The following is a 21495-nucleotide window of genomic DNA, read 5'->3' as shown; positions in this document are numbered from 1 at the left end:
TTGCCCAAATGCGTCATCGGCGGCGGCGCGTGCCGTGTCAGTTCTTCAGCTTGTAGCCGGTGCGGAACATCCACGCGACGATCGCGAGCAGGATCACGAGGAACAGCCCGGTGGCGGCGAGGCTGATCCACACATGCACGTCGGCGATCCCGTAGAACGACCAGCGGAAGCCGCTGATCAGATAGACGATCGGGTTGAACAGCGTGATGACGCGCCATGCGGGCGGCAGCATGTCGACCGAATAGAAGCTGCCGCCGAGGAACGTGAGCGGCGTGATGATCAGCAGCGGCACGAGCTGCAGCTTCTCGAAGCTGTCGGCCCAGATGCCGATCACGAAGCCGAACAGGCTGAACGTGACGGCCGTCAGCACGAGGAACGTCACCATCCAGAACGGATGGAGGATATGCAGCGGCACGAACAGGCCGGCGGTGGCGAGGATGATCACGCCGAGCAGGATCGACTTCGACGCGGCCGCGCCCACGTACGCGATCACGATCTCCCAGTACGACACGGGCGCGGACAGGATCTCGTAGATCGTGCCGGTGAAGCGCGGGAAGTAGATGCCGAACGACGCGTTCGAGATGCTCTGCGACAGCAGCGACAGCATCACGAGGCCCGGCACGATGAACGAGCCGTAGCCGATGCCGTTCACGTCGCTGATGCGCGAGCCGATCGCGGAGCCGAACACCACGAAGTACAGCGACGTCGAGATCACCGGCGCGATGATGCTCTGCATCAGCGTGCGGCGCGTGCGGGCCATTTCGGCGCGGTAGATCGCGCGGATTCCATGCAGGTTCATGCGTCAGGCTCCTTGCTGCACGCCGTTGCGGCGGTTGTCGATCAGGCTGACGAAAATGTCTTCGAGCGAGCTCTGCGTCGTGTGCAGGTCGCGAAAGCCGATGCCGGCCGAGCCGAGCGCATTGATCAGCTTCGCGATGCTCGCGTCGTCGCGTTGCGAGTCGTACGTGTAGACGAGCGCGGTGCCGTCGCCTGCGCGTTCGAGCCCGAACGGCGCGAGCGCGGGCGGCACGTCCGCGAGCGGATGCTCGAGCTGCACGGTGAGCTGCTTCTTGCCGAGCTTGCGCATCAGCTCGCGCTTTTCCTCGACGAGCACGAGCTCGCCGCCGAGGATGATGCCGATCCGATCGGCCATTTCCTCGGCTTCCTCGATGTAGTGCGTGGTCAGCAGGATCGTCACGCCGCTCTCGCGCAGCGAATCGACGAGCTTCCACATGTCGCGGCGCAGCTCGACGTCTACGCCGGCCGTCGGCTCGTCGAGGAACAGGATGCGCGGCTCGTGCGACAGCGCCTTCGCGATCATCACGCGGCGCTTCATGCCGCCCGACAGCGTCATCAGCTTGTTGTCGCGCTTGTCCCACAGCGACAGCGCCTTCAGCGTCTTCTCGATGTACGCGGGATCGGGCGCCTTGCCGAACAGGCCGCGGCTGAACGACACGGTCGCCCAGACGGTTTCGAACGCGTCGGTGGTCAGCTCCTGCGGCACGAGGCCGATCATTTCGCGGGCCGCGCGGTAGTGATCGCGGATGTCGTGGCCGCCGACCGTCACGCGGCCTTCGGTCGGCGTGACGATCCCGCAGATCGAGCCGATCAGCGTCGTCTTGCCGGCGCCGTTCGGCCCGAGCAGCGCGAAGATCTCGCCGGGGCGGATGTCGAGGGTCACGTGCTTCAGCGCCTGGAAGCCGGACGCGTAAGTCTTGGAGAGGTCGGAGACGGAAAGGATCGGTTGCATGCTCACGGCTGGCACGGCCGGCCGGCGCGACGGCGTGCGCCGCGCGTGCCCGGCGTCGGCGTCGCTGCGAAGCGGGCGGAAGCGGGAACGGCATGGCGGACGGGCGTCATGTCGAACGGTATTGTGGTGCGGGATCGCGGGACCGCCATATTAGCAATCGGTAGATGGAAATGCATTCTGGTGGAAAGGACGGGCGGTGCCGGTGCCGGATTGGCGTGAATTGCGCGTATCTCGCTCGATAAAGTGGCGATTTATTTGACTGGAGCGAACAATACGGACGCGTTTGCGCGAATCAGGCCGCGATCGCATGGCGGCGCGGCGGTCGGGCCGACCGGCCTGCCCGGCGGCTCCTGCGCCGTACCGGGACCGCGTGCGCCGCGCACGTGATAATGCGTTCCTTTCATCGTTGACGGAGCGGCGCGGATGTCTTTGATCGATTTCAAATCCGTCGCGGCGGCGCAGGCCGTCGCATGGAAATCCACGATCGTCGGCGAGGTCGGGCCGGCCCGGATCAAGGTGCTGCGCATGGACGCGCAGCCGTACGAAGCGGAAGTGCACGACTACAACGAGGGGCTGCTGGTGCTCGACGGCCGGATGATGCTCGAGGTCGGCGGCGAGACGGTCGTGGTCGAGGCCGGGCAGATGTACCTCGCGCTGGCCGGCACACCTCACGCGGTGCTGCCGGGTAGCCACGGCACGCTCGCGATCGTCGACGTGTAAGGTTGCGCCGCAGCATGCGTGTGAGCCGCCGAGGCCCGGCCGGCCTGATTCGGCGCGAGTTGATGGCTGCCGTTCAAACGCGTGTTGGACAGGCTGGTTATTTGTCTGAGCAAATAAAATGAAGGCTGTTTGAAAATCTGTCAAATACCGTGTAAACGCTAGGATCGCGCCATTTCATTCGTTTGGAACTCTGCATCCATTTACTTGTTGGAATGGTCCGATCATAGTCTCGACAAACGACGCATCACGATAACGAATCAAGCGTACGTATGGAGACCACACGATGAGACGCCTATCCGCCGGGCCAGCCGGACTGCCGTTTCCCGACTTTTCGCTGAATGCAGGCGCGATGCCGATCGCGTCTCTGCGTTGCCATCTCGCCGTTTAGCGGCGAACCATTTCCCGTTTCGATCGTTCCGACGGCGCCGTGCCGCATGACGGCGCCGCGGGAGAGCGCTCGTCCGTCGCCGCGGCATGTGCCGCATCTGCCTGACCGGCAACGCGGCTGACTTGCGCGCTTCTTCATGCGCCGCGCGTTCGCGCCGCGGCGCGATACCAACCGGCGGGCCATGCAGCCTCGCCGGACGAGACTTGTCGTACCCGAAAAGGAGGGGTTGATGATTTGCATTCCTGAATGGCGGAAAGCGATTCTGTCGTGCGCGGTGCTCGCTTTGCCGTTCGTCGCCGGTTGCGGCGGCGGCGACGATCCGGGGCCGATCACGGTGCCGCAATGCTCGGGCGCCGCATGCGGGCCGAGCGGCGCGGAAACCACGCCACCCGTCGTGAAGAAGCTGTGTCCGGATGTGCTCGATTACACGACGACGTATACGGGCGGTGCGGGCAGCGGCGAGTACGTGAAGGTGAAGTTCGACACGACGAAGCTCACCTATCAGATGCAGTTCCTCGACTCGTCGGTGCCGACGTCGGCGGGGCAGATCAACAATACGCGCGCGGGCCTGACGATCAGCGGCGCGTTCCATCATCCGACCAATCTTCCGACGGCCGAGCAGAACCGTTGCGCATTCGTGCTCGACAGCGGCGCGACGAGCGACGGCACGTATTCGGTGACGATCAATCGCGCGGACCCGCCGATGCTGTTCGTCGGCAATGGTGTGGTGGGCGGCGGGATTCCGGGCGCGACGATCGCGTTCGAGGGGATCGAGGTCGTGCCCGGCTACTTCCTCGGTACCGTACCGTCGCGCACGTTCGACTTCTATCCGTTCATCGGCTTTACCGACACGGAAACGGATTTCACGAAGGTGGCCGGCACGTACAACGAAGTCGGCATTCACCTGTCGCCGACCGGCACCGGCTTTCAGACCACTACGCCGCAGGGCTGGCAGCCGGACGTCGTGAACTGGAACCAGACGCTCAATGCGGACGGCTCGTGCACGATCACGCAAGGCAGCGACTACTCGTGCCAGACGACCGGCACGCCGTGGACGTTGCGCAAGAACGCGGACGGCACGTCCGACAACGTATTCGTCAGCCAGGCGCAGACGGGGCAGGCGTATCCGTCGGCCGGCCAGGGGCAGCCGATCGTGCTTCTCGTGCCGAGCCAGGCCCATGGCGTGATGATCGTCGGCAAGCTGAACGGTGCACTGGTGCCGGTGGTGATCCGCGTAGGGTACGCGTATGCCCCGCCGGGCAATCCGTTCGGTTCCGTGGCCGATGCGGAAGTCGGCATCTCGATGCTCGCGCCTTCCACACCGGTTGCGGCCAACGTGCTGAAGGGCGGATTCATCGGTGCGACGAGCGCGTCCGCGTGCGGTGTGGTGACGAACAACGGGCCGTCGAGCAATGCGGCTGCTGCGCGACCGAGCTTCGACCCGATGATCCCGCATCCGGACCTGCCGGGCGTGTTCAACACCAGTTTCAATTACTTCACGCCGTCCGCCGGCAACTGTACCGACGGCACCGCCGTATCGACCATCGCGGCGAACTACACGTCGACGCTCTTCCAGGGCAATACCGCGGCATTCATCGATCCGCAGACGTCGTCGGAGACGGCTCAGTTCGGGCTGGACTATACGCAGGCATCGCCCGGCAAGATCGCGGTCACGGCCAACAGCGACTTCAACGCGAAGGGCGCCAGCGGCAACGTGGCGATCTTCAAGAAGGGCGACAAGGGCTGGATCGTGACGGCCGGCAACGTCTACGCGATGGTCGTCAACAACAGCCAGGTCAACCCGTTCTTCACGGTCGGCGCGTTCGTCCAGTAACCCTGCACTGAACACGTAACACCGGCGGCGCACGCGTCGCCGCCGGCGAATCGAATTTCAAGAGGATTCCTATGAATTTGAAAAAGTGGATGGCCGCGGCGTCGCTCGCGCCCGTGCTGGCCGCCTGCGGCGGAGACGGCGACCCGCCGCCCGCGCCGGTGGTCCGGCTGTGCCCGCAGACGATCGACTACAACACGGTGTTCATCGGCGGCTCGGGCTCGGGCGAGCTCGTGAAGGTGCAGCTCGATACGACGAAGATGACGTACCGGATGACGTATCTCGCATCGCCGGTGCCGAGCACCACGGGTACCGTGCAGCCGACCCGCGACACGGCGCCGGCCAACGTGGTCGACGGCACGCTCGCCGACGAAACGGGGCTGCCGACGGTGAAGCTGAACCAGTGCACGTTCCGGATGCAGAACGCGAGCCTCGACCCGAACCGGCCCGCGCGGCTGTTCCTCGGCGAAGGCGTGCTGGGCGGCGCGATTCCCGGCGCGACGATCCAGTTCGACGGCGTGATCGGCGTCGGCAAGATTGCGCAGACGACGTTCCCGTACTACCCGTTCATCAGCTTCTCGTCGCTGGAAACCGATCTGACGAAGATCGCCGGCAAGTACAACCAGCTCGGCTATCACCAGGTGCCGTCGCAGAACTTCCAGCCGGTGGCGCTCGACCAGCAGGTGACGATCAACGCGGACGGCAGCTACGTCGAAACCGACAACTTCGGCAAGAAGAACGGCGGGCAGCCGCTCGCGTCGAGCGCGACCGTCAACCAGCCGTTCACGCTGCGGCCCGATGCGCCGGCGTTCCAGTCGCTCAACTACCTGCCGCAGATTCCGCCGACGCTCGCCGCGCTCGATCCGGCGAAGGCCGGCAAGGGGATCCTGATCGTCGGCAAGCTGCGCAACCAGCTCGTGCCGATCTTCATCCGCACCGGTGCTGCCAACGCGGACCTCACGCAAGGCTCGCCGAGCGCGGACGACGAATCGGGCATCTCGTTCCTGAGCCCGCAGACGGCGATCGCGCAAGGCTCGCAGAACGGCGAGTACACGGGTGTCGACAGCGCGTTCAACTACCGCGCGACCGCGCTCGTCGGCGCGCAGGCCACGCTGCTCGATCCGTTCAATGCGTCGCAGGCCGCGCTCACGCGTGCGCTGAACCTCGACTACACGCAGAAGGTGCCCGGTGTCGTCACGACCGTGCATGCGGACGCGGCGTCGGGGCCGGCGACCGGCAAGTTCGTGTTCACCGGTGGCGTATTCGGGTTCCTCGACATGAACGATACGAGCAACCCGTACTTCACGGTCGGCGCATTCGTGCAGTGACGCACGCCTGGATGGAGACACGGTGGCGCCGCGCGCAGATGCGCGGCGCCCGGACAGAATGAGGGGGAGACTTCATGAAGAAGCTGATTGTCGCGGGTGTCGTCGCAGGCGTGTCGACACTCGCATCGGCCCAGCAGGCGGGCGACAACGTCGCGACGCTAGGCTGGCTGCACATCATGCCGCAGGATTCGACCAACGGGCTGACGACGAATCTCGCGAGCATGCCGATCAACGGGCCGCTGCGCCTGCCCGGATCGTTCACGTCGCCGGGCACGAGCCTGACGGTCAACAATGCCGATACGGTCGGCCTCACGCTCACGCACTTCTTCACCGACCATATCGCGGTGACGTCGGTGCTCGGCGTGCCGCCCGAGTTCACGCTGACCGGGCACGGCACGATCCGGCCGCCCGGGCCGGCCGGCGCGCTCGGCAGCGTCAACATGGACGATCCGGCGAACCAGCCTGCGGTGAAGAACGCGCGGCAGTGGAGCCCGACGATCATTCTGCAGTACTACTTCAATTCGTCGACGGCGCGGTTCCGCCCGTTCGTCGGGATCGGCGTGGCCTACAGCTGGTTCAGCAACATCGAACTGAACGGCAACTTCGCGAAGGACATCAACGAGAACCTCGGCAGCGTACTCGCGGCCGGCGCCGGCAAGCCGGGGCCGACGTCGGTGGAGGGCAAGGCGTCGTCGTCGTTCACGCCGGTCTACAACGTCGGCGCGAGCTATGCGATCGACAAGCACTGGGGGCTCACGGCAACGCTGACGTACATGCCGCTGAAGACCTATTCGTCGCTCGTGATCAAGGCGGCCGACGGCTCGACGCTCGCCACCACGCGCACGCGGCTGAAGGCCGATCCGCTGATCACGTTCGTCGGGATTTCCTACAAGTTCTGAGCCGTCCGGCGCGCATGACGCGCGCCGGCGGCTTCCTGCGACCCGTTGGCCGGACCCTTCCGGCCGGGAGGTCGCGTTCCTGGCGGCGTGCCGCCATTTGTGAAGAGAGGGGGCAGTTCAAATGAGCATTCGCAAAATCGTATCGCTTGTTGCTGCAGTGGCTTTCACCGCGGTTTCGGCCGCGCCTGCTTTCGCCGTCACCGTTTCACGTGCCGACGGCCAGCCGATGAACCCGAATGGCGAGCCGTTCTCGGCGTCGGGGATCACGAATCTCAGCAAGGGGTCGATCAGCGCATCCTGTACCGCGACCTTCAACGGCACGATCACGTCGACCGGCATCGTCAACATCACATCGACGCAGTTCACCGGCGGCGGGACGTGCGGCCTCATCGCCGGCAGCGCGAGCAGCGCGTCGCCGTGGACGGGGCAGGCCGACAGCACGACACAGCTGTCGATCAATAACGCGAAGGTGACCGTGACGCTGCTCGGCACTTGCGGGCCGAGCAAGGTCGTGACGGCGTGGAGCGATTCGAACTCGTCGCTGACGTTCAACAACGCCGTGCTGACGCCGGATTGCACGGTGGGCGGCACGGTCCTGACGTCGCCGAAGTTCCACGTGCAGTAAGCGTCGCAGATCGAAGCGGGGCCCGCCGCGCACGAGGGCCGTGCGTCACGCGCGGCGGGTTTCCACCGCTTCGACGGATTCATTCCGTCGCGCGCATGGGCGCGGCGGCGGGTTGGCCACGCTGTCGCGATCCGACGCGCGGTCTTGCGGGGGCGGCACGGCGTATCGCGCCAGCCGATCCGACTGAATCACCCTTATTCCAATTGGCCAGAACACTCCCGGACCACCCATGCTGACCGATCCAGCAAAGTATGGAGATGCCCGCGGCGCGACGCCTGACCGGCTGCGCACCGCCGCGTGGCTGCAGTACCTGATCGACCATCTCGATGCGGCTGCCTGCGCGGCGCAGGCGGGTGACGCAGACGATTCGACCGTCGTTACGTCGCATGCGATACGCATGCGGGCCGGCGCGGATCTGCCCCGGCAAGCCGCGGCGATGCTTCACCGGCTCGCGCCGTGGATCGCATCGGACGGCGGGGCGTGCGCATGCGACCTGACCGACCCGCGCCGCGCGTGCTCGCATGTGCCGTCGATGCAGCAGCTCGCCGACGCCGAACGCAGCTGCCCCGGTTCGCGCGCCGTGTTCGACACCGCGAACGGCGTGATCGATGCCTGCGCATTCGACGATCCCGATATCGGCTGGGCCGCGCTCGAGCGGATTGCCGGCGGTGTCGAATGCAACGGGAGCGGCGACTGCGAATGTCCCGAACATGAAAGGGGCGCGCAGGACGGCTTGCTGCCTGCGAAGAACCTGAGAGACAGGCTGGCCGTCGTCGCGGCGGCGAGTGGAGAAACGTCGGCGCTGCCTGGCGCCGTCATCGACGCGATCGTGCTGCGCGCGTGCGGGCCGCGCGACGATGCATCGCGCATCGACGAGATGGCGGCACTCGCGACGTTCTCGGCCGTGCTCGCTGCCGGCAACGGAACGTCCATTGCCGCGTTTGGCGGTCAGCACAACCTCGTGGCGCGGGCGATCCGCACGCATCGCGCCGATCTCGCGTCCGTGGACGGTCTACTCGCGGCGTTATCCGTGTGCAGGCTCGATCAGCTCGTCGGCGCGGGCAGCTTCTGGGCTTACTCCCTGCTGGCGGGCATCGTGATCGCAGCACCGGACGCCGTCCGGGAAATCGGTCGCCGCTTTCATGGCGACGAGTGGCAGGCGTGGCTCGATCACGTGCTTGCGTGGCCGGCGGTCAACCGATTCGGGCCGAAGGAGGACGTCGCGTTCGAACGCCTGCAAGGCGCGATGAGCCTGACGTCGCGATGGAATCCGATCGTTCGCGGGAAGCGGATGCGCAAGCAGGGTGGTGCAACACCCTGATTCGGGGTGCACGTGGGGCAGGGCCGGCCGATGCATCGCCTTTGCCGAACCGACACGTGAGGATGCCAGACCAATCGCGCACGAGCACCTGGCTCGCGCCGAAATGCCGAGCCCCGTTCGCACGCGTGAGCGGGCGTCAGCCGGTGACGCGCCGAGCCGCCATGCCGGCCACTGGTCGCATGCCACGCCATCCATCTTTCCTGACCGCCTGACTGCCTCCCCGATCCAGGCGCCGTCGACCGAACGCAGTATGATTCCGCAGTCGATGCGGGCGATTGCTGCGCTGTAACCGCCCGCCCGCACCGCCGAAGATCGGCCACGCTTGTTGCACACCGGACGCAAACCGCCGCCGCGTGAGCGCGCCGCTGCGAACCCGCATCCGGACCCCCTTCATCGAAACGGTCAGTCAGATGTCAAAGCAAAACAAGAAAATCCTTCTCCTGAGCGTGAGCGCCGGCGCCGGGCATACCCGTGCGGCCGAAGCGATACGCGCGTTCGCCGACCATCATCCGGCCGGCATCGAAGCCACCCACCTGGACGTGATGGATTTCGTGTCCACCGGCTTCCGCAAGTTGTACACCGATCTCTACATCAAGCTCGTCAGCAGCCAGCCGGCGCTGTGGGGCTACCTGTACCAGAAGACCGATGAAGTCGATCCCGCCGCGCCGTCGCAGAAGATCCGGCGCGCGATCGAGCGGCTCAATTGCCGGGCGCTGCTCGCCGAAATCGAACGGCAGCGCCCCGACGCGATCATCTGCACGCACTTTCTGCCCGCCGAACTGCTGTCGCGCGAAATCCGCAAGGAGCGCGTCGATACGCCGGTGTGGGTGCAGGTCACCGATTTCGACCTGCACAGCATGTGGGTCGTGCCGAACATGCGCGGCTATTTCGCGGCCAACGACGAGATCGCGTGGCGCATGCATGCGCGCGGCATGGCACCCGACACGGTGCACGTCAGCGGCATCCCGATCATGCCGGCGTTCGGCCAGCCGCTCGATCGCGTGGCTTGCGCAGCCGAATTCGGCCTCGATCCCGCGCGCCCGACGTTCCTGATGATGTCCGGCGGCGCGGGCCTCGGCGGGATCGATGTGCTGGCCGCGCGCCTGCTGGAGATGGATGCCGACTTCCAGCTGATCGCGCTGGCCGGCAAGAACAAGGCGATGCTCGCGTCGCTGCAGGCATTGGCCGCGCAGCATCCGGGCCGGCTGTTTCCGCAGGGCTTCACGCAGCAGGTCGAACGCCTGATGGCGTGCGCGGACCTCGTGATCACGAAGCCGGGCGGCCTGACGACGTCCGAATGCCTCGCGATGCAGTTGCCGATGATCGTCAACTCGCCGATTCCGGGCCAGGAAGAGCGCAACGCGGATTTCCTGCTCGAACAAGGCGTCGCGCTGAAGGCGATCGACGACGATGCGCTCGTCTACCGGATCCGCGCGTTGCTGCAGAAGCCGGAGCGTCTCGCAGACATGCGCCGCCGTCTCGCGCCGCTCGGGCGGCCGCTCGCCGGCCGCTTCGTGCTCGATCGCGTGCTGGGCCTGGAGCCCGCCGCATGAGCGGCGCGCGTTTTGTGCCGACCCGCCATACGGTGTTCGTCGTCGCGTGGGTCGTGTTGCTCGCGTACTTCTTCGCGAACGTGGAGATCCAGATCGAAGGCAGCGCGGGCTGGGCCGCCAACCTGCCGACGTGGCGCATCGAGCATCACTGGCTGCTCGACATCTTCTGGGGCGGGCGCCCGATGACCGGCTACCACGCATGGGTGTTCCCGTTCGTCGCGCTGTTCTTTCACCTGCCGGCCGTGTTCAACGGTCGGTGGTCGTGGCGCATCGAAGCGCGGATCGTCGCGTGCATCATGGTGTTCTGGCTGACCGAGGATTTCCTGTGGTTCGTGCTGAATCCCGCTTATGGCCTGGCCCGCTTCAATCCGGCGAACGTGCCGTGGCACATCCACTGGCTGGGTGTGGCGCCGACCGACTACTGGACGATGAGTGCGGCCGCGATCGTGCTGTTCATCATTTCCCGCGAGCGCAAGCGTGCCTTCTATTGATCCCCGACCCGACATGAAAATCGCCTTCCTCGCCGCGCTGGCCGTCGCGCTCGCCGCGCTCGTGCCGCCGGCCCATGCGGACCCGGCCGCCGCGTCGTCCGTCCGGCCGATCAAGTGGGCGCAGAGCCTGACCGACGGGCATGTGAACAACCTGCATCGCATCACGCCGACGCTGTACCGCAGCGCCCAGCTGTCGCGCGCGGACGTGCCGGAACTGCAGAAGCTCGGCATCCGCAAGGTCATCAGCTTCCGTTCGTTTCACTCGGACGACGCGATCCTGGCCGGCACGCAGATCAGGATGCAGCGCATCCGGATCAACACGTGGGACATCCGCGACGAAGACATGGTCACCGCGCTGAAGGCGCTGCGCACGGCCGACCAGGATGGCCCGGTGCTGATCCACTGCCAGCACGGCGCCGATCGTACGGGCCTCGTGTCCGCGCTGTACCGGATGGTGTACCAGGGCTGGACGCGCGAGCAGGCGCTCGACGAGCTGCAGCACGGCGGCTACGGGTTCCACCCGATCTGGCAGAACATCACGAACTATCTGATGCACGTGGACGTCGAGCGTTTGAGGCAGGCAGTGACCGGCGGCTGACGAACGCATGAAAAACGCCGCCGACAATCGCTGTCGGCGGCGTTTCGTCGGTACATCGATGAGCGGGCGGCGAACCCGCTACCGTCAGACCGTCTCCGGCTGACGCACCGCCTTCGCGACGTTCCTCGCCACCGCACCGTTCGCGACGAAGTACGGCACGTCGACCCGCGCGAGCGGCTGGCGGCCGCGGATCTTGTCGGCGATCTTCTCGGCGATCATGATCGTCGGCGCGTTCAGGTTGCCGGTCGTGATGATCGGCATGATCGACGCATCGACCACACGCAGCCCTTCGAGCCCGTGCACGCGGCCTTCTTCATCGACCACGGCCATGTCGTCGTAACCCATCTTGCACGAGCACGACGGATGGAACGCGGTCTCCGCGCGGGCCCGCACGAACGCGTCGAGTTCCTTGTCGCTCTTGCAGTCGGCGCCCGGGTTCAGCTCGCGGCCGCGATAGCGGTCGAGCGCCGGCTGCCGCATGATCTCGCGCGTCGCGCGGATCGCATCGCGGAACTCGCGCCAGTCGAGCGCTTCGGCCATGTAGTTGAACAGGATGCTCGGATGATCGTTCGGATCGCGCGAGCGCAGCTTCACGCGGCCGCGGCTCGGCGAACGCATCGAGCCGACGTGCGCCTGGAAGCCGTGCATCTCGATCGCGTTGGAGCCGTTGTAGTTGATCGCCACCGGCAGGAAGTGATACTGGATGTTCGGCCAGAGATCGTCGTCGCGCGTGCGGATGAAGCCGCCCGCTTCGAAGTGGTTGCTCGCGCCGAGACCGGTGCCGTTCAGCATCCATTCGAGGCCGATCTTCGGCTGGTTCCACCACTTGAGCGCCGGGTACAGCGACACCGGTTCCTTGCACTCGTACTGGATGTACATCTCCAGGTGGTCCTGCAGGTTCTGGCCGACACCGGGCAGATCGAGCACGACCGGGATGTCGAGCGCCTTCAGCCACGCGCCGGGGCCGACGCCCGAGCGCTGCAGCAGTTGCGGCGACGCGATCGCGCCGCTGCAGACGAGCACTTCGCGGCGCGCATGCGCGGTCGCGCGCTCGCTGCCGCGCAGGTACGTGACGCCCGATGCGCGCTTGCCGTCGAACAGGACGCGGTCGGCGAGCGCGTGCGTGACGATTTCGAGGTTCGACCGCGTCTTCGCCTGGTCGAGGTAGCCGCGCGCGGTGCTGGCGCGGCGGCCCTTCGGCGTGACCGTGCGGTCCATCGGGCCGAAGCCTTCCTGCTGATAGCCGTTCAGGTCGTCGGTGCGCGGATAGCCGGCCTGCACGCCTGCATCGACCATCGCCTCGAACAGCGGGTTCACGCCCGGCTTGCTGGTCGTGACCGACACGGGGCCGCTGCCGCCGTGATAGTCGTTCGGGCCGACGTCGCGCGTCTCGGCTTTCTTGAAGTACGGCAGGCAGTCGAGATACGTCCAGTTCTCGAGGCCCTTGTGCGTCGACCAGTTGTCGTAGTCGAGCGCGTTGCCGCGGATGTAGCACATCCCGTTGATCAGCGACGAACCGCCGAGCCCCTTGCCGCGGCCGCATTCCATCCGGCGGTTGTCCATGTGCGGCTCGGGGTCGGTTTCGTACGCCCAGTTGTAGCGGCGGCCCTGCAGCGGGTAGGCGAGGGCGGCCGGCATCTGCGTGCGGAAGTCGAAGCGGTAGTCGGGGCCGCCCGCTTCGAGCAGCAGCACCGTCACGTCCGGATCTTCCGTCAGGCGCGTTGCGAGCACGTTGCCCGCGGAACCTGCGCCGCAGATGATGTAGTCGTATTCGCGTGTCGTCATGACGGGTTCTCCTCCTTTAAAACACCGGGTTGTAGCGGCCGAGCTCGACCTGCACCGACTTGATCCGAGTGTAGTGCTCGAGCGTCGTGATGCCGTTCTCGCGTCCGACACCGGATTGCTTGTATCCGCCAACCGGCATCTCGGCCGGCGATTCGCCCCACGTGTTGATCCAGCAGATGCCGGCTTCGAGGCGATGGATCGTGCGGTGCGCGCGCGACAGGTTCTCGGTCACGACGCCGGCCGCGAGGCCGTAGTGCGTGTCGTTCGCTCGGGCGATCACTTCGTCCTCCGATTCGAAATCGAGGATGCTCATCACCGGCCCGAAAATCTCTTCGCGCACGATCTTCATGTCGTCGCGGCAATCGCCGAACACGGTCGGCGCGACGTACTGGCCGCTGCCGAAATGGCCGTCGGTCAGGCGCGTGCCGCCCGCGAGCAGCTTCGCGCCCTCGGCCTTGCCGCTGTCGATGAAGCCGAGCACCTTGTCGAGCTGCGCGGCCGACACGAGCGGGCCGAAGTTGGTGTCGGCATCGGTCGGCTTGCCGACGCGGATGCGCTTCACGCGTTCGAGCACCTTCTGCGTGAACGCGTCCTTCACCGAACGGTGCACGAACACGCGCGTGCCGTTCGTGCAGACCTGGCCCGAGCTGAAGAAGTTGGCGGTCACCGCGATGTCGGCCGCGCGGTCGAGGTCCGCATCGTCGAACACGATCAGCGGCGACTTGCCGCCCAGTTCCATCGTCACTTCCTTCAGCGACGACGCGCCGGCGAGCGACATCACCTTCTTGCCGGTTTCGACGCCGCCGGTGAACGACACCTTCGCGATGTCCGGGTGGCCCGTCAGCAGCGCGCCGACCGAGCCGTCGCCCTGCACAACGTTGAACACGCCGGCCGGCACGCCGGCTTCGGTATAGATTTCCGCGAGCTTCAGCGCGGTGAGCGGCGTGACTTCGCTCGGCTTGAACACCATCGCGTTGCCGGCCGCGAGCGCGGGCGCGGTCTTCCAGCACGCGATCTGGATCGGGTAGTTCCACGCGCCGATGCCCGCGCACACGCCGAGCGGTTCGCGGCGCGTATAGACGAACGACTCGGCGCGCAGCGGCACCTGCAGCCCTTCAATCGCGGTCGCGAGGCCCGCGTAATACTCGATCACGTCCGCGCCGGTGACGATGTCGACCGCGAGCGTTTCGCCGATCGGCTTGCCGGTGTCGCGCGTTTCGAGCGCGGCGAGCTCGTCGTTGCGCTCGCGCAGCAGGTCGACCGCGCGGCGCAGGATGCGCGAGCGCTGCATCGCGGTCATCGCGGCCCATTCGCGCTGACCTGCCTGTGCGGACGCCACCGCGCGGTCGACGTCGGCCGCGCTCGCCTGCTGCACCTGCGCGAGCAGTTCGCCGGTGGCGGGATCGAAGGTGTCGAAAGTCTTGCCGCTCGTGGCGTCGACGTAACCGCCGCCGATGTAGAGGCGCTGCAAACCGAATACGGACATGAGGATCTCCTTGAGGGCGACTGCGTGACGCGTCAGTCGGACGCGAGCAGCAGGTCGATGTAAGTGTGGGCGAGCTTCAATGCCGCCCGGGTGTCGATCGGGCCGCCGGCGAGCGCGCCGCGCAGCCACAGGCCGTCGATCAGCGCGGCGAGGCCGCTGGCGGCTTCGCGCGCTTTCGTGCGCGGCAACGCCTTCGCGAATTCGGCGCACAGGTTCGAATGGAGGCGCCGCGTGTTGACGTGCTGCAGGCGCTTGAGCATCGGGTCGTGCATGCTCTGCGACCAGAACGCGAGCCACGTCTTCATCACGGGCGCGCTGACCTGCGTGTCGTCGAAGTTCGCGGCGACGATCGCGCGCAGCCGCGAACGCGGATCCTTGCGCGCGGCGACGCGGCGGTGCGTGGTAGCCGACCACAGGTCGCGCAGCACGTGCCGCATCGTCGCTTCGAGCAGGCCGTCCTTGTCGCCGAAGTAGTGGCTGACGATACCCGTCGAGATGTTCGCGCGCTGCGCGACCGATGCGAGCGTCGTGCCGGGCAGGCCTGCTTCGTCGATCGAGCGCAGCGTGGCGTCGATCAACTGTGCGCGGCGAATCTCCCGCATTCCGACTTTCGGCATCGCAACTCCCTTCGCCCGGACGGGCCGTTCCTGGAAGTCGAGAGCTTAGCGGTTTTTTATTGATCATTCAATCAACAAAAAATCGGGGTCGGACGGTGATGGAGCTGCGGGGTCGGCCAAATCGGCAGCGGATCGCGCGTTGTGCAGGTGCGGAAAAATAATTGAAAGATGATTAAGAATGCTGAAGTTTGTTTAAAACGATTCGTGAAGTTGACGATCAATCCGGGTAATCGTTGCGGATGTCGAAGCGATTACGGAATGAAAGAATATTGAGCTGTGTGATATTCGATGAAATATGACGGACGGTGGGCGAAACGACGTCACGATTCATTCATGAAAATTCGTTTTAAATGGATGAATGAAACTGCTTAAGTTGTTGATTGAAAACTAATTTATAGAAGTTTACCGGGGGCTGACTGCTGTCGCGCAAACGATTGCATTCGCCTTCGAGTGCACAGTGCTTACCATAAAAAATGACGAAATAATTTGAAATCGCCGTATTTCCTAGCAGAGTAGAGGGTATCGTTTGGATGACTTGAGTCAGTAATATTGTCCGTATTAGTATGGCGCCGCACTACGAGGAATGAATCGATGCCGCCGGGATTGCTGCGGCGCATTGGCCGGCCGCGCCGTTCGGCGCGCGCGCAAGAACCGGCGCAGTCATTGCGCATCTGCAGCATGCCGCGACGTCGAGACGCCGCATCCACCGGAGAACGACGATGCTGACCGAAAAACACGTGGTCCCGCTGCCGAATGGTCTGAAGGTCTACGTCGAACGGAACGTGTTCGACCCGGCGTTCGACACGGCGATGCTCGTCAACGGCGCGCTCGCGACGACCGCGTCGTTCGGGCAGACCGTCCAGTATCTCGGCGAGCGGATGAACACGATCTGCTTCGACCTGCCGTATGCGGGGCAGTCGCGCCAGCACAACCCGGGCTGCTTCATCCTGACGAAGGACGACGAGGCCGCGATCCTGCAGTACCTGGTCGAGCGTTTCGCGCCGGCGTACCTCGTGTCGGTGTCGTGGGGCGGCGTCGCGTCGCTGTTCGCGCTCGCACGCGGCTGCCCGAGCGTGCGGCGCGCGGCGATCTGCTCGTTCTCGCCGTTCCTGAACGACGCGATGGTCGACTACGTGACGCGCGCCCGCGACCACATCGCGGCCGGCGAGAACCTGAAGGCCGCGCAGTTGCTGAACGACACGGTCGGCCGCTACCTGCCGCGCATCATGAAGCTGTACAACTACCGCTACCTCACGCGCCTGCCTCGCGACGAGCAGGACCAGGTCGCGTTCCACGTCGACCAGATCCTGTCGCTGCAGCCCGAGCGCTACCTCAGCGAGTTCTCGAACATCGGCTGCGAACTGCTGTTCCTGAACGGCGAGCGCGACGAATACACGACGCCCGCCGACGTGCGCCAGCTCGGCGCGCACGTGCCGCGCGCACGGTTCGCGACGGTGCCCGACGCCGGCCACTTCCTCGACATCGAAGGCCGCGCGCAGCGCGAGCACACGCGCGCGGCGCTGCTCGACTTTTTCTGCGGCGGCGCGTCGCTCGCCGCCGGCCTCGCGCTCGCCGCCGCGCAGGCGTGCGCGCCCGCGCCGATGCACGCGCTGTCGTCGTGACGCCGCACGCCGTGCGTCCGGTACGCGCGGCGCACCCGAATTCCCATCCCAACGAGGCAGGCCCGCCGTGAATATCGTTCAGACCATCGCCATCGTCGTTCCGTGGGCCGCGTGGCTCGCCTACTGGATCGCCACGTCGCAACGCGTGAAGACGACCGTGCGCAAGGAAGCGTCGCGTTCGCGCACGCTGCAGTCGATTCCGCTGATCGTCGGCGGCGCGCTGATCATCCTGCCCGATCCGTCGTGGCAGGCGCTCGTGCCGGACTGGCAGCGCTTCGGCCTGCAGGCGCAGTGCGGGCTCGCGGTGCTCGTGGCCGGCCTGCTGTTCTCGGTGTGGGCGCGGCTGCACCTCGGCATGAACTGGAGCGTGTCGGTCACGCTGAAGGAAAACCACGAACTCGTTCGCACGGGGCCGTACGGGCTCGTGCGTCACCCGATCTATACGGGCTGCCTGATCGCGCTCGTCGGCGCCGCGCTGATCGGCGGCGAATGGCGCGGCGCGATCGGCGTGCTGCTCGTGTTCGCGTCGCTCGCGTACAAGGTGCGCGTCGAGGAGAGCTGGCTGACCGGGTATTTCGGGCCGGCGTACGCGCAGTACCGCCGCGAGGTCGCGGCGTTGATTCCCGGCTTCTACTGAACCCGCGAGGCGCGCGATGGCGAAGATGATCGTGACCGCGATCGGCTCGGCGGGCGACGTGCATCCGCTGCTCGGCGTCGCGCGCACGCTCGCGGCGCGCGGCCACGACGTCGTATTCTGCACGCACGCGCCGTTCGAGACGGTCGTGCGCCGCTTCGACTTCGAATTCGTGCCGATCGGCACCGCGGCCGAATACGAGGCCGCGATGGCGAACCCCGCGCTGTGGGATTCGCGCACGTCGTTTCGCACGCTGTGGCAGGTGATCGCGCCGACGCTGCGCCCGCATTACGACACGCTGCGCGCGCTGACCGACGGCGACACGGTGCTCGTCGGCACGCTGTGGGCGTTTTCCGCGCGCTTCATGCAGGAACTGCACGGCACGCCGTACGTGTCGGTGCAGGTATCGCCGTCGACGCTGCTGTCCGCGCATGCGCCGCCGACGCACCCGCGCCTGACGATTCCCGCGCGCTGGCCGCTGCCCGTGAAGGCGGCGCTGATGACGCTGATCGAGCGCCTGGTGCTCGATCGCACGTGCGGCCCCGCGCTCGACGCGGTGCGCCGCGATCTCGGGCTCGTGCCCGCGCGGCGCGTGCTGGGCCGCTGGCTGCATTCGACCGACGGCGTGCTGTGCCTGTTTCCCGGCTGGTTCGCGCCGGCGCAGCCCGACTGGCCGGCGAACCACCTGCAAAGCGGCTTCCCGTTGTTCAACGACGTTGCGGCCCCCGACGACGATGCGGCGCTCGACGCGTTTCTCGCGGCCGGCGGGCCGCCGGTCGTGCTGACGGCCGGTTCGACGCGCGTCGATCACGCGGCCTATGCGCGCGCGGCGGCGCACGCGCTGCGCGCGACCGGCGCGCGCGGCATCCTGCTGACGCCGCACGAGGCGGCGCCGGACGGCGACCGGCTGCTCGTGCGCCGTTTCGTGCCGATGCGCACGCTGCTGCCGCGCTGCCGCGCGCTCGTGCATCACGGCGGGATCGGCACTGCGGCGCTCGCGTTCGACGCCGGGATCGCGCAGGTCGTCACGCCGTTCGCGCACGACCAGTTCGACAACGCGCAACGGGTGGCCGTCAGCGGCTGCGGGGTGCGGATCGACGGCCCGATCGACGGTGCGCGCCTCGGCGCGGCGCTCGCGCGCGTGCTCGGCGAACCGTCGTTCGCGGCGCATGCCGCCCGTGCGCGTGCGCGGCTGGCGGCCGAGCGGGACGGCTGCGACGCCGCCGCCGATTTCATCGAACGGTTCGCGCCGACGCGCGGGCGGCCCGCCGCGCGGCCCGAAGTCGCGGCGGCCGGCGCATGAGCACCGCGTCGCCGCTTCACGACGGGCCCGGCGCGCCGTCTGCGTTCGACGCGCCGGCCCCGGCCCCGGCCGCACAGCCGGTGCGCGGCATCCGGCTCGCGCTGCTGACGTTCGCGCTGTCGCTCGCGACCTTCATCGAGGTGCTCGATTCGACCGTGACGAACGTCGCGGTGCCGGCGATCTCCGGCAGCCTCGGCGTATCGAACAGCCAGGGCACCTGGGTGATCAGCTCGTATTCGGTTGCGGCCGCGATCGCGGTGCCGCTGACGGGCTGGCTCGCACGCCGCGTCGGCGAGTTGCGGCTGTTCGTCGGCGCGGTGCTGCTGTTTACGTTGACGTCGCTGCTGTGCGGGCTCGCGCGCGACCTGCACGTGCTCGTGATCTGCCGCGCGCTGCAGGGGCTGTGTTCGGGGCCGATGGTGCCGCTGTCGCAGACGATCCTGCTGCGCACGTTCCCGCCGGACAAGCGCACGATCGCGCTCGCGCTGTGGGCGATGACGGTGCTGCTCGCGCCGATCTTCGGGCCGGTGGTCGGCGGCTGGATCGTCGACAACTTCTCGTGGCCGTGGATCTTCCTGATCAATCTGCCGATCGGGCTGTTCTCGTTCGCGGTCTGCACCGCGATGCTGCGCCCCGACGCGCAACGCGGCGAGGCAGGCCCGATCGACGTGCCGGGCATCGTGCTGCTCGTGATCGGCGTCGGCTCGCTGCAGGCGATGCTCGATCTCGGCCACGATCGCGGCTGGTTCGGTTCGCCGCTGATCGTCACGCTGGCGGTGGTCGCGGCGCTGTCGATCGTGTCGCTGCTGATCTGGGAGGCGGGCGAAGCGCATCCCGTCGTCGACCTGAGCCTGTTTCGCGATCGCACGTTCTCGTTCTGCGTACTGATCATCTCGCTCGGGATGATGAGCTTCTCGGTGGTCGGCGTGGTGTTTCCGTTGTGGATGCAGGCCGTGATGGGCTACAACGCGTTCCACGCGGGGCTCGCCACGGCGTCGCTCGGCGTGCTTGCGCTGGTGTTCTCGATCCTCGTCGGGCTGCATGCGCACCGCTTCGACGCGCGCGTGCTCGCGACCTTCGGCTTCCTCGTGTTCGCGGCCGTGCTCGCGTGGGATGCGCATTTCACGCTGAAGATGACGTTCGCGCAGATCGCCGCGCCGGGGCTGATCCAGGGGATCGGGCTGCCGTGCTTCTTCATTCCGCTGACGGCCGCGACGTTGTCGCGCATTCCGGACGACCGGCTCGCCGCCGCGTCGAGCCTGTCGAACTTCCTGCGCACGCTGTCGGCCGCGTTCGGCACCGCGATGAGCGTGACGCTGTGGGACAACCGCGCGACCTATCACTACGACGTCGTGTCGCAATCGGTCACGCATGCGTCGGCGAACACGCAGCGCTTCGTGCACACGCTGAACGCGATGGGCGTGGACGGTGTGCGCGAGCTGACGACGCTGCACCAGGTCGTGATGCAGCAGGCGTACATGATGGCCACCAACGACATGTTCTGGATGGCGAGCATGACGTGTCTCGCCCTCGCGGCGATGATGTGGCTGACGCGCCCGAAGCGTGGCGCGGCGGCGTCGTTCGGGCATTGAGGAGAGCAACATGACGACACTCGGCGCACTCGTGATCCTGTATCACCCGAGCAATGCGCAGCTCGACGCGCTCCGCGCATGGCGGCACGCGTGCGACGCACTGCTCGTCGTCGACAACACGCCGCAGCCCGACGCGCGCGCCCGCGCGGTGTGCGCGCGCGAAGGCATCGCGCTGCTGCATCACGGCAATCGCGGCGGGATCGCGGGCGCCTATAACGCGGGCCTCGCGGCGCTGTTTCGCGACCACGTCGATGCGGTCGCGCTGTTCGACCAGGATTCGTCGGTGCCGGCCACGTATTTCTCCGCGATGCGCGAGGTCTGCGCGGGGCTCGCGGGGCGCGCGTTCCTCGCCGGCCCGCGCATCTTCGACGAGAACGCGCGCAGCTTCCTGCCCGAACTGTCGACCAACGGGATCGGGCTGCGCCGCCTGCGCATCGAGCCGGGCGCGCCGCTGCAGCGCTGCGCGTTCCTGATTTCGTCGGGCTGCGTCGTGTCGCGCGACGCGTTCGACGTGCTCGGCCGCTTCGACGAAACGCTGTTCATCGATCACGTCGATACCGAATACAGCTTCCGCGCGCTGTCGCGCAACGTGCCGCTCTATGTCGTGCCGTCGCTGGTGCTGCCGCACCGGATCGGCGCGAAGCAGCGTCACGCGATCGGCCCTTTTGAAATGACGTCGATGAATCATTCGTGGCAACGGCGCTACTACAGCGCACGCAATGCGGTGCAGCTCGGGATGCAGTACGGGCTGCGCTTTCCGGTGGCGATCGTGCCGAACCTGCTGACCGTGTGGCAGGTCGTGCAGATCGCGCTCGTCGAGCGCGACAAGCGCGCGAAGCTCGCCGGCATCCTGTTCGGCGTCGCGGACGGCCTGTTCGGCAGGCTCGGCCCGCTCGAACGCACGCGGCCGCGTCTGGCCGCGCGTGCGCAGCGCATTCAGCAGGGATGAGGG

Annotated in this window: 19 protein-coding genes; 14 read left to right on the top strand and 5 right to left on the bottom strand. The window is 66.8% G+C overall.

Annotated elements, in window-relative coordinates; all coding sequences use genetic code 11:
- Positions 1-37: 37 nt before the first annotated feature.
- Both WJ16_RS30130 and WJ16_RS30125 read right to left on the bottom strand, forming a co-directional pair.
- Positions 38-799: an ABC transporter permease gene (locus WJ16_RS30130; RefSeq protein ID WP_069260622.1), complete on the bottom strand. Its 762-nt coding sequence runs from the start codon at positions 797-799 to the stop codon at positions 38-40.
- A gap of 3 nt (positions 800-802) precedes the next feature.
- Complete coding sequence (locus WJ16_RS30125; protein WP_069260621.1) at positions 803-1750, bottom strand: ABC transporter ATP-binding protein; 948 nt, start codon at positions 1748-1750, stop codon at positions 803-805.
- A 423-nt stretch (positions 1751-2173) separates the two neighbouring features.
- Here WJ16_RS30125 and WJ16_RS30120 point away from each other — a divergent pair, with 423 nt between their 5' ends.
- The 9 genes from WJ16_RS30120 (at position 2174) to WJ16_RS30080 (ending at position 11504) form a co-directional block, all read left to right on the top strand.
- Positions 2174-2470 (top strand): cupin domain-containing protein, encoded by a 297-nt coding sequence (locus WJ16_RS30120; protein WP_069260620.1) that lies wholly within the window; start codon positions 2174-2176, stop codon positions 2468-2470.
- A 617-nt stretch (positions 2471-3087) separates the two neighbouring features.
- A complete protein-coding gene (locus WJ16_RS30115) occupies positions 3088-4692 on the top strand; it encodes a DUF2957 domain-containing protein (RefSeq protein WP_069260619.1) in 1605 nt (534 codons plus the stop codon).
- Positions 4693-4763: 71 nt separating this feature from the next.
- Complete coding sequence (locus WJ16_RS30110) at positions 4764-6017, top strand: DUF2957 domain-containing protein (RefSeq protein ID WP_069260618.1); 1254 nt, start codon at positions 4764-4766, stop codon at positions 6015-6017.
- Positions 6018-6091: 74 nt separating this feature from the next.
- Positions 6092-6916: an OmpW/AlkL family protein gene (locus WJ16_RS30105; protein ID WP_069260617.1), complete on the top strand. Its 825-nt coding sequence runs from the start codon at positions 6092-6094 to the stop codon at positions 6914-6916.
- Positions 6917-7037: 121 nt separating this feature from the next.
- Positions 7038-7541, top strand: a complete 504-nt coding sequence (locus tag WJ16_RS30100; protein WP_069260616.1) for an activator protein — start codon at positions 7038-7040, stop codon at positions 7539-7541.
- A gap of 229 nt (positions 7542-7770) precedes the next feature.
- Complete coding sequence (locus WJ16_RS30095) at positions 7771-8862, top strand: hypothetical protein (RefSeq protein ID WP_069260615.1); 1092 nt, start codon at positions 7771-7773, stop codon at positions 8860-8862.
- A gap of 410 nt (positions 8863-9272) precedes the next feature.
- On the top strand, positions 9273-10415 hold the full coding sequence (locus tag WJ16_RS30090) for an MGDG synthase family glycosyltransferase (protein WP_069260614.1): 1143 nt from the start codon (positions 9273-9275) through the stop codon (positions 10413-10415).
- On the top strand, positions 10412-10906 hold the full coding sequence (locus WJ16_RS30085; RefSeq protein WP_069260613.1) for a hypothetical protein: 495 nt from the start codon (positions 10412-10414) through the stop codon (positions 10904-10906). Before WJ16_RS30090 ends, WJ16_RS30085 begins: the two co-directional genes overlap by 4 nt.
- Positions 10907-10919: 13 nt before the next feature.
- Positions 10920-11504, top strand: a complete 585-nt coding sequence (locus tag WJ16_RS30080; protein WP_069260612.1) for a dual specificity protein phosphatase family protein — start codon at positions 10920-10922, stop codon at positions 11502-11504.
- An 84-nt stretch (positions 11505-11588) separates the two neighbouring features.
- Here WJ16_RS30080 and betA read toward each other — a convergent pair whose 3' ends face one another.
- From betA to betI, 3 genes are read right to left on the bottom strand one after another with little or no spacing between them, the layout of a single operon-like run.
- The gene (gene betA, locus WJ16_RS30075; protein WP_069260611.1) at positions 11589-13289 is read right to left on the bottom strand and encodes a choline dehydrogenase; all 1701 of its coding nucleotides are present in this window, start codon (positions 13287-13289) and stop codon (positions 11589-11591) included.
- A gap of 16 nt (positions 13290-13305) precedes the next feature.
- Positions 13306-14775 (bottom strand): betaine-aldehyde dehydrogenase, encoded by a 1470-nt coding sequence (betB, locus tag WJ16_RS30070; RefSeq protein ID WP_069260610.1) that lies wholly within the window; start codon positions 14773-14775, stop codon positions 13306-13308.
- 32 nt (positions 14776-14807) lie between these two features.
- Positions 14808-15392 (bottom strand): transcriptional regulator BetI, encoded by a 585-nt coding sequence (betI, locus tag WJ16_RS30065; RefSeq protein WP_069260609.1) that lies wholly within the window; start codon positions 15390-15392, stop codon positions 14808-14810.
- Between the two features lie 719 nt (positions 15393-16111).
- Here betI and WJ16_RS30060 point away from each other — a divergent pair.
- The 5 genes from WJ16_RS30060 to WJ16_RS30040 all read left to right on the top strand — a co-directional run bounded on the left by WJ16_RS30060 (position 16112) and on the right by WJ16_RS30040 (position 21492).
- A complete protein-coding gene (locus WJ16_RS30060) occupies positions 16112-17014 on the top strand; it encodes an alpha/beta fold hydrolase (RefSeq protein ID WP_069260608.1) in 903 nt (300 codons plus the stop codon).
- Positions 17015-17081: 67 nt separating this feature from the next.
- Entirely contained in the window at positions 17082-17651 is a 570-nt protein-coding gene (locus tag WJ16_RS30055) for a methyltransferase family protein (RefSeq protein ID WP_069260607.1), read from the top strand.
- A gap of 16 nt (positions 17652-17667) precedes the next feature.
- Positions 17668-18951, top strand: coding sequence for a glycosyltransferase (locus tag WJ16_RS30050; RefSeq protein WP_069260606.1), 1284 nt, complete (start codon positions 17668-17670; stop codon positions 18949-18951).
- Positions 18948-20543 (top strand): DHA2 family efflux MFS transporter permease subunit, encoded by a 1596-nt coding sequence (locus WJ16_RS30045; RefSeq protein WP_069260605.1) that lies wholly within the window; start codon positions 18948-18950, stop codon positions 20541-20543. The genes WJ16_RS30050 and WJ16_RS30045 overlap by 4 nt, the downstream gene beginning before the upstream one ends.
- A gap of 10 nt (positions 20544-20553) precedes the next feature.
- Entirely contained in the window at positions 20554-21492 is a 939-nt protein-coding gene (locus tag WJ16_RS30040; RefSeq protein ID WP_069260604.1) for a glycosyltransferase family 2 protein, read from the top strand.
- Positions 21493-21495: the final 3 nt, after the last annotated feature.

Source organism: Burkholderia metallica, assembly GCF_001718555.1.
In the GTDB taxonomy this organism is placed as follows: Bacteria; Pseudomonadota; Gammaproteobacteria; order Burkholderiales; family Burkholderiaceae; genus Burkholderia; species Burkholderia metallica.
The sequence above is the reverse complement of the archived record's forward strand: the minus strand, read 5'-3'. Positions and strand labels throughout refer to the sequence as shown.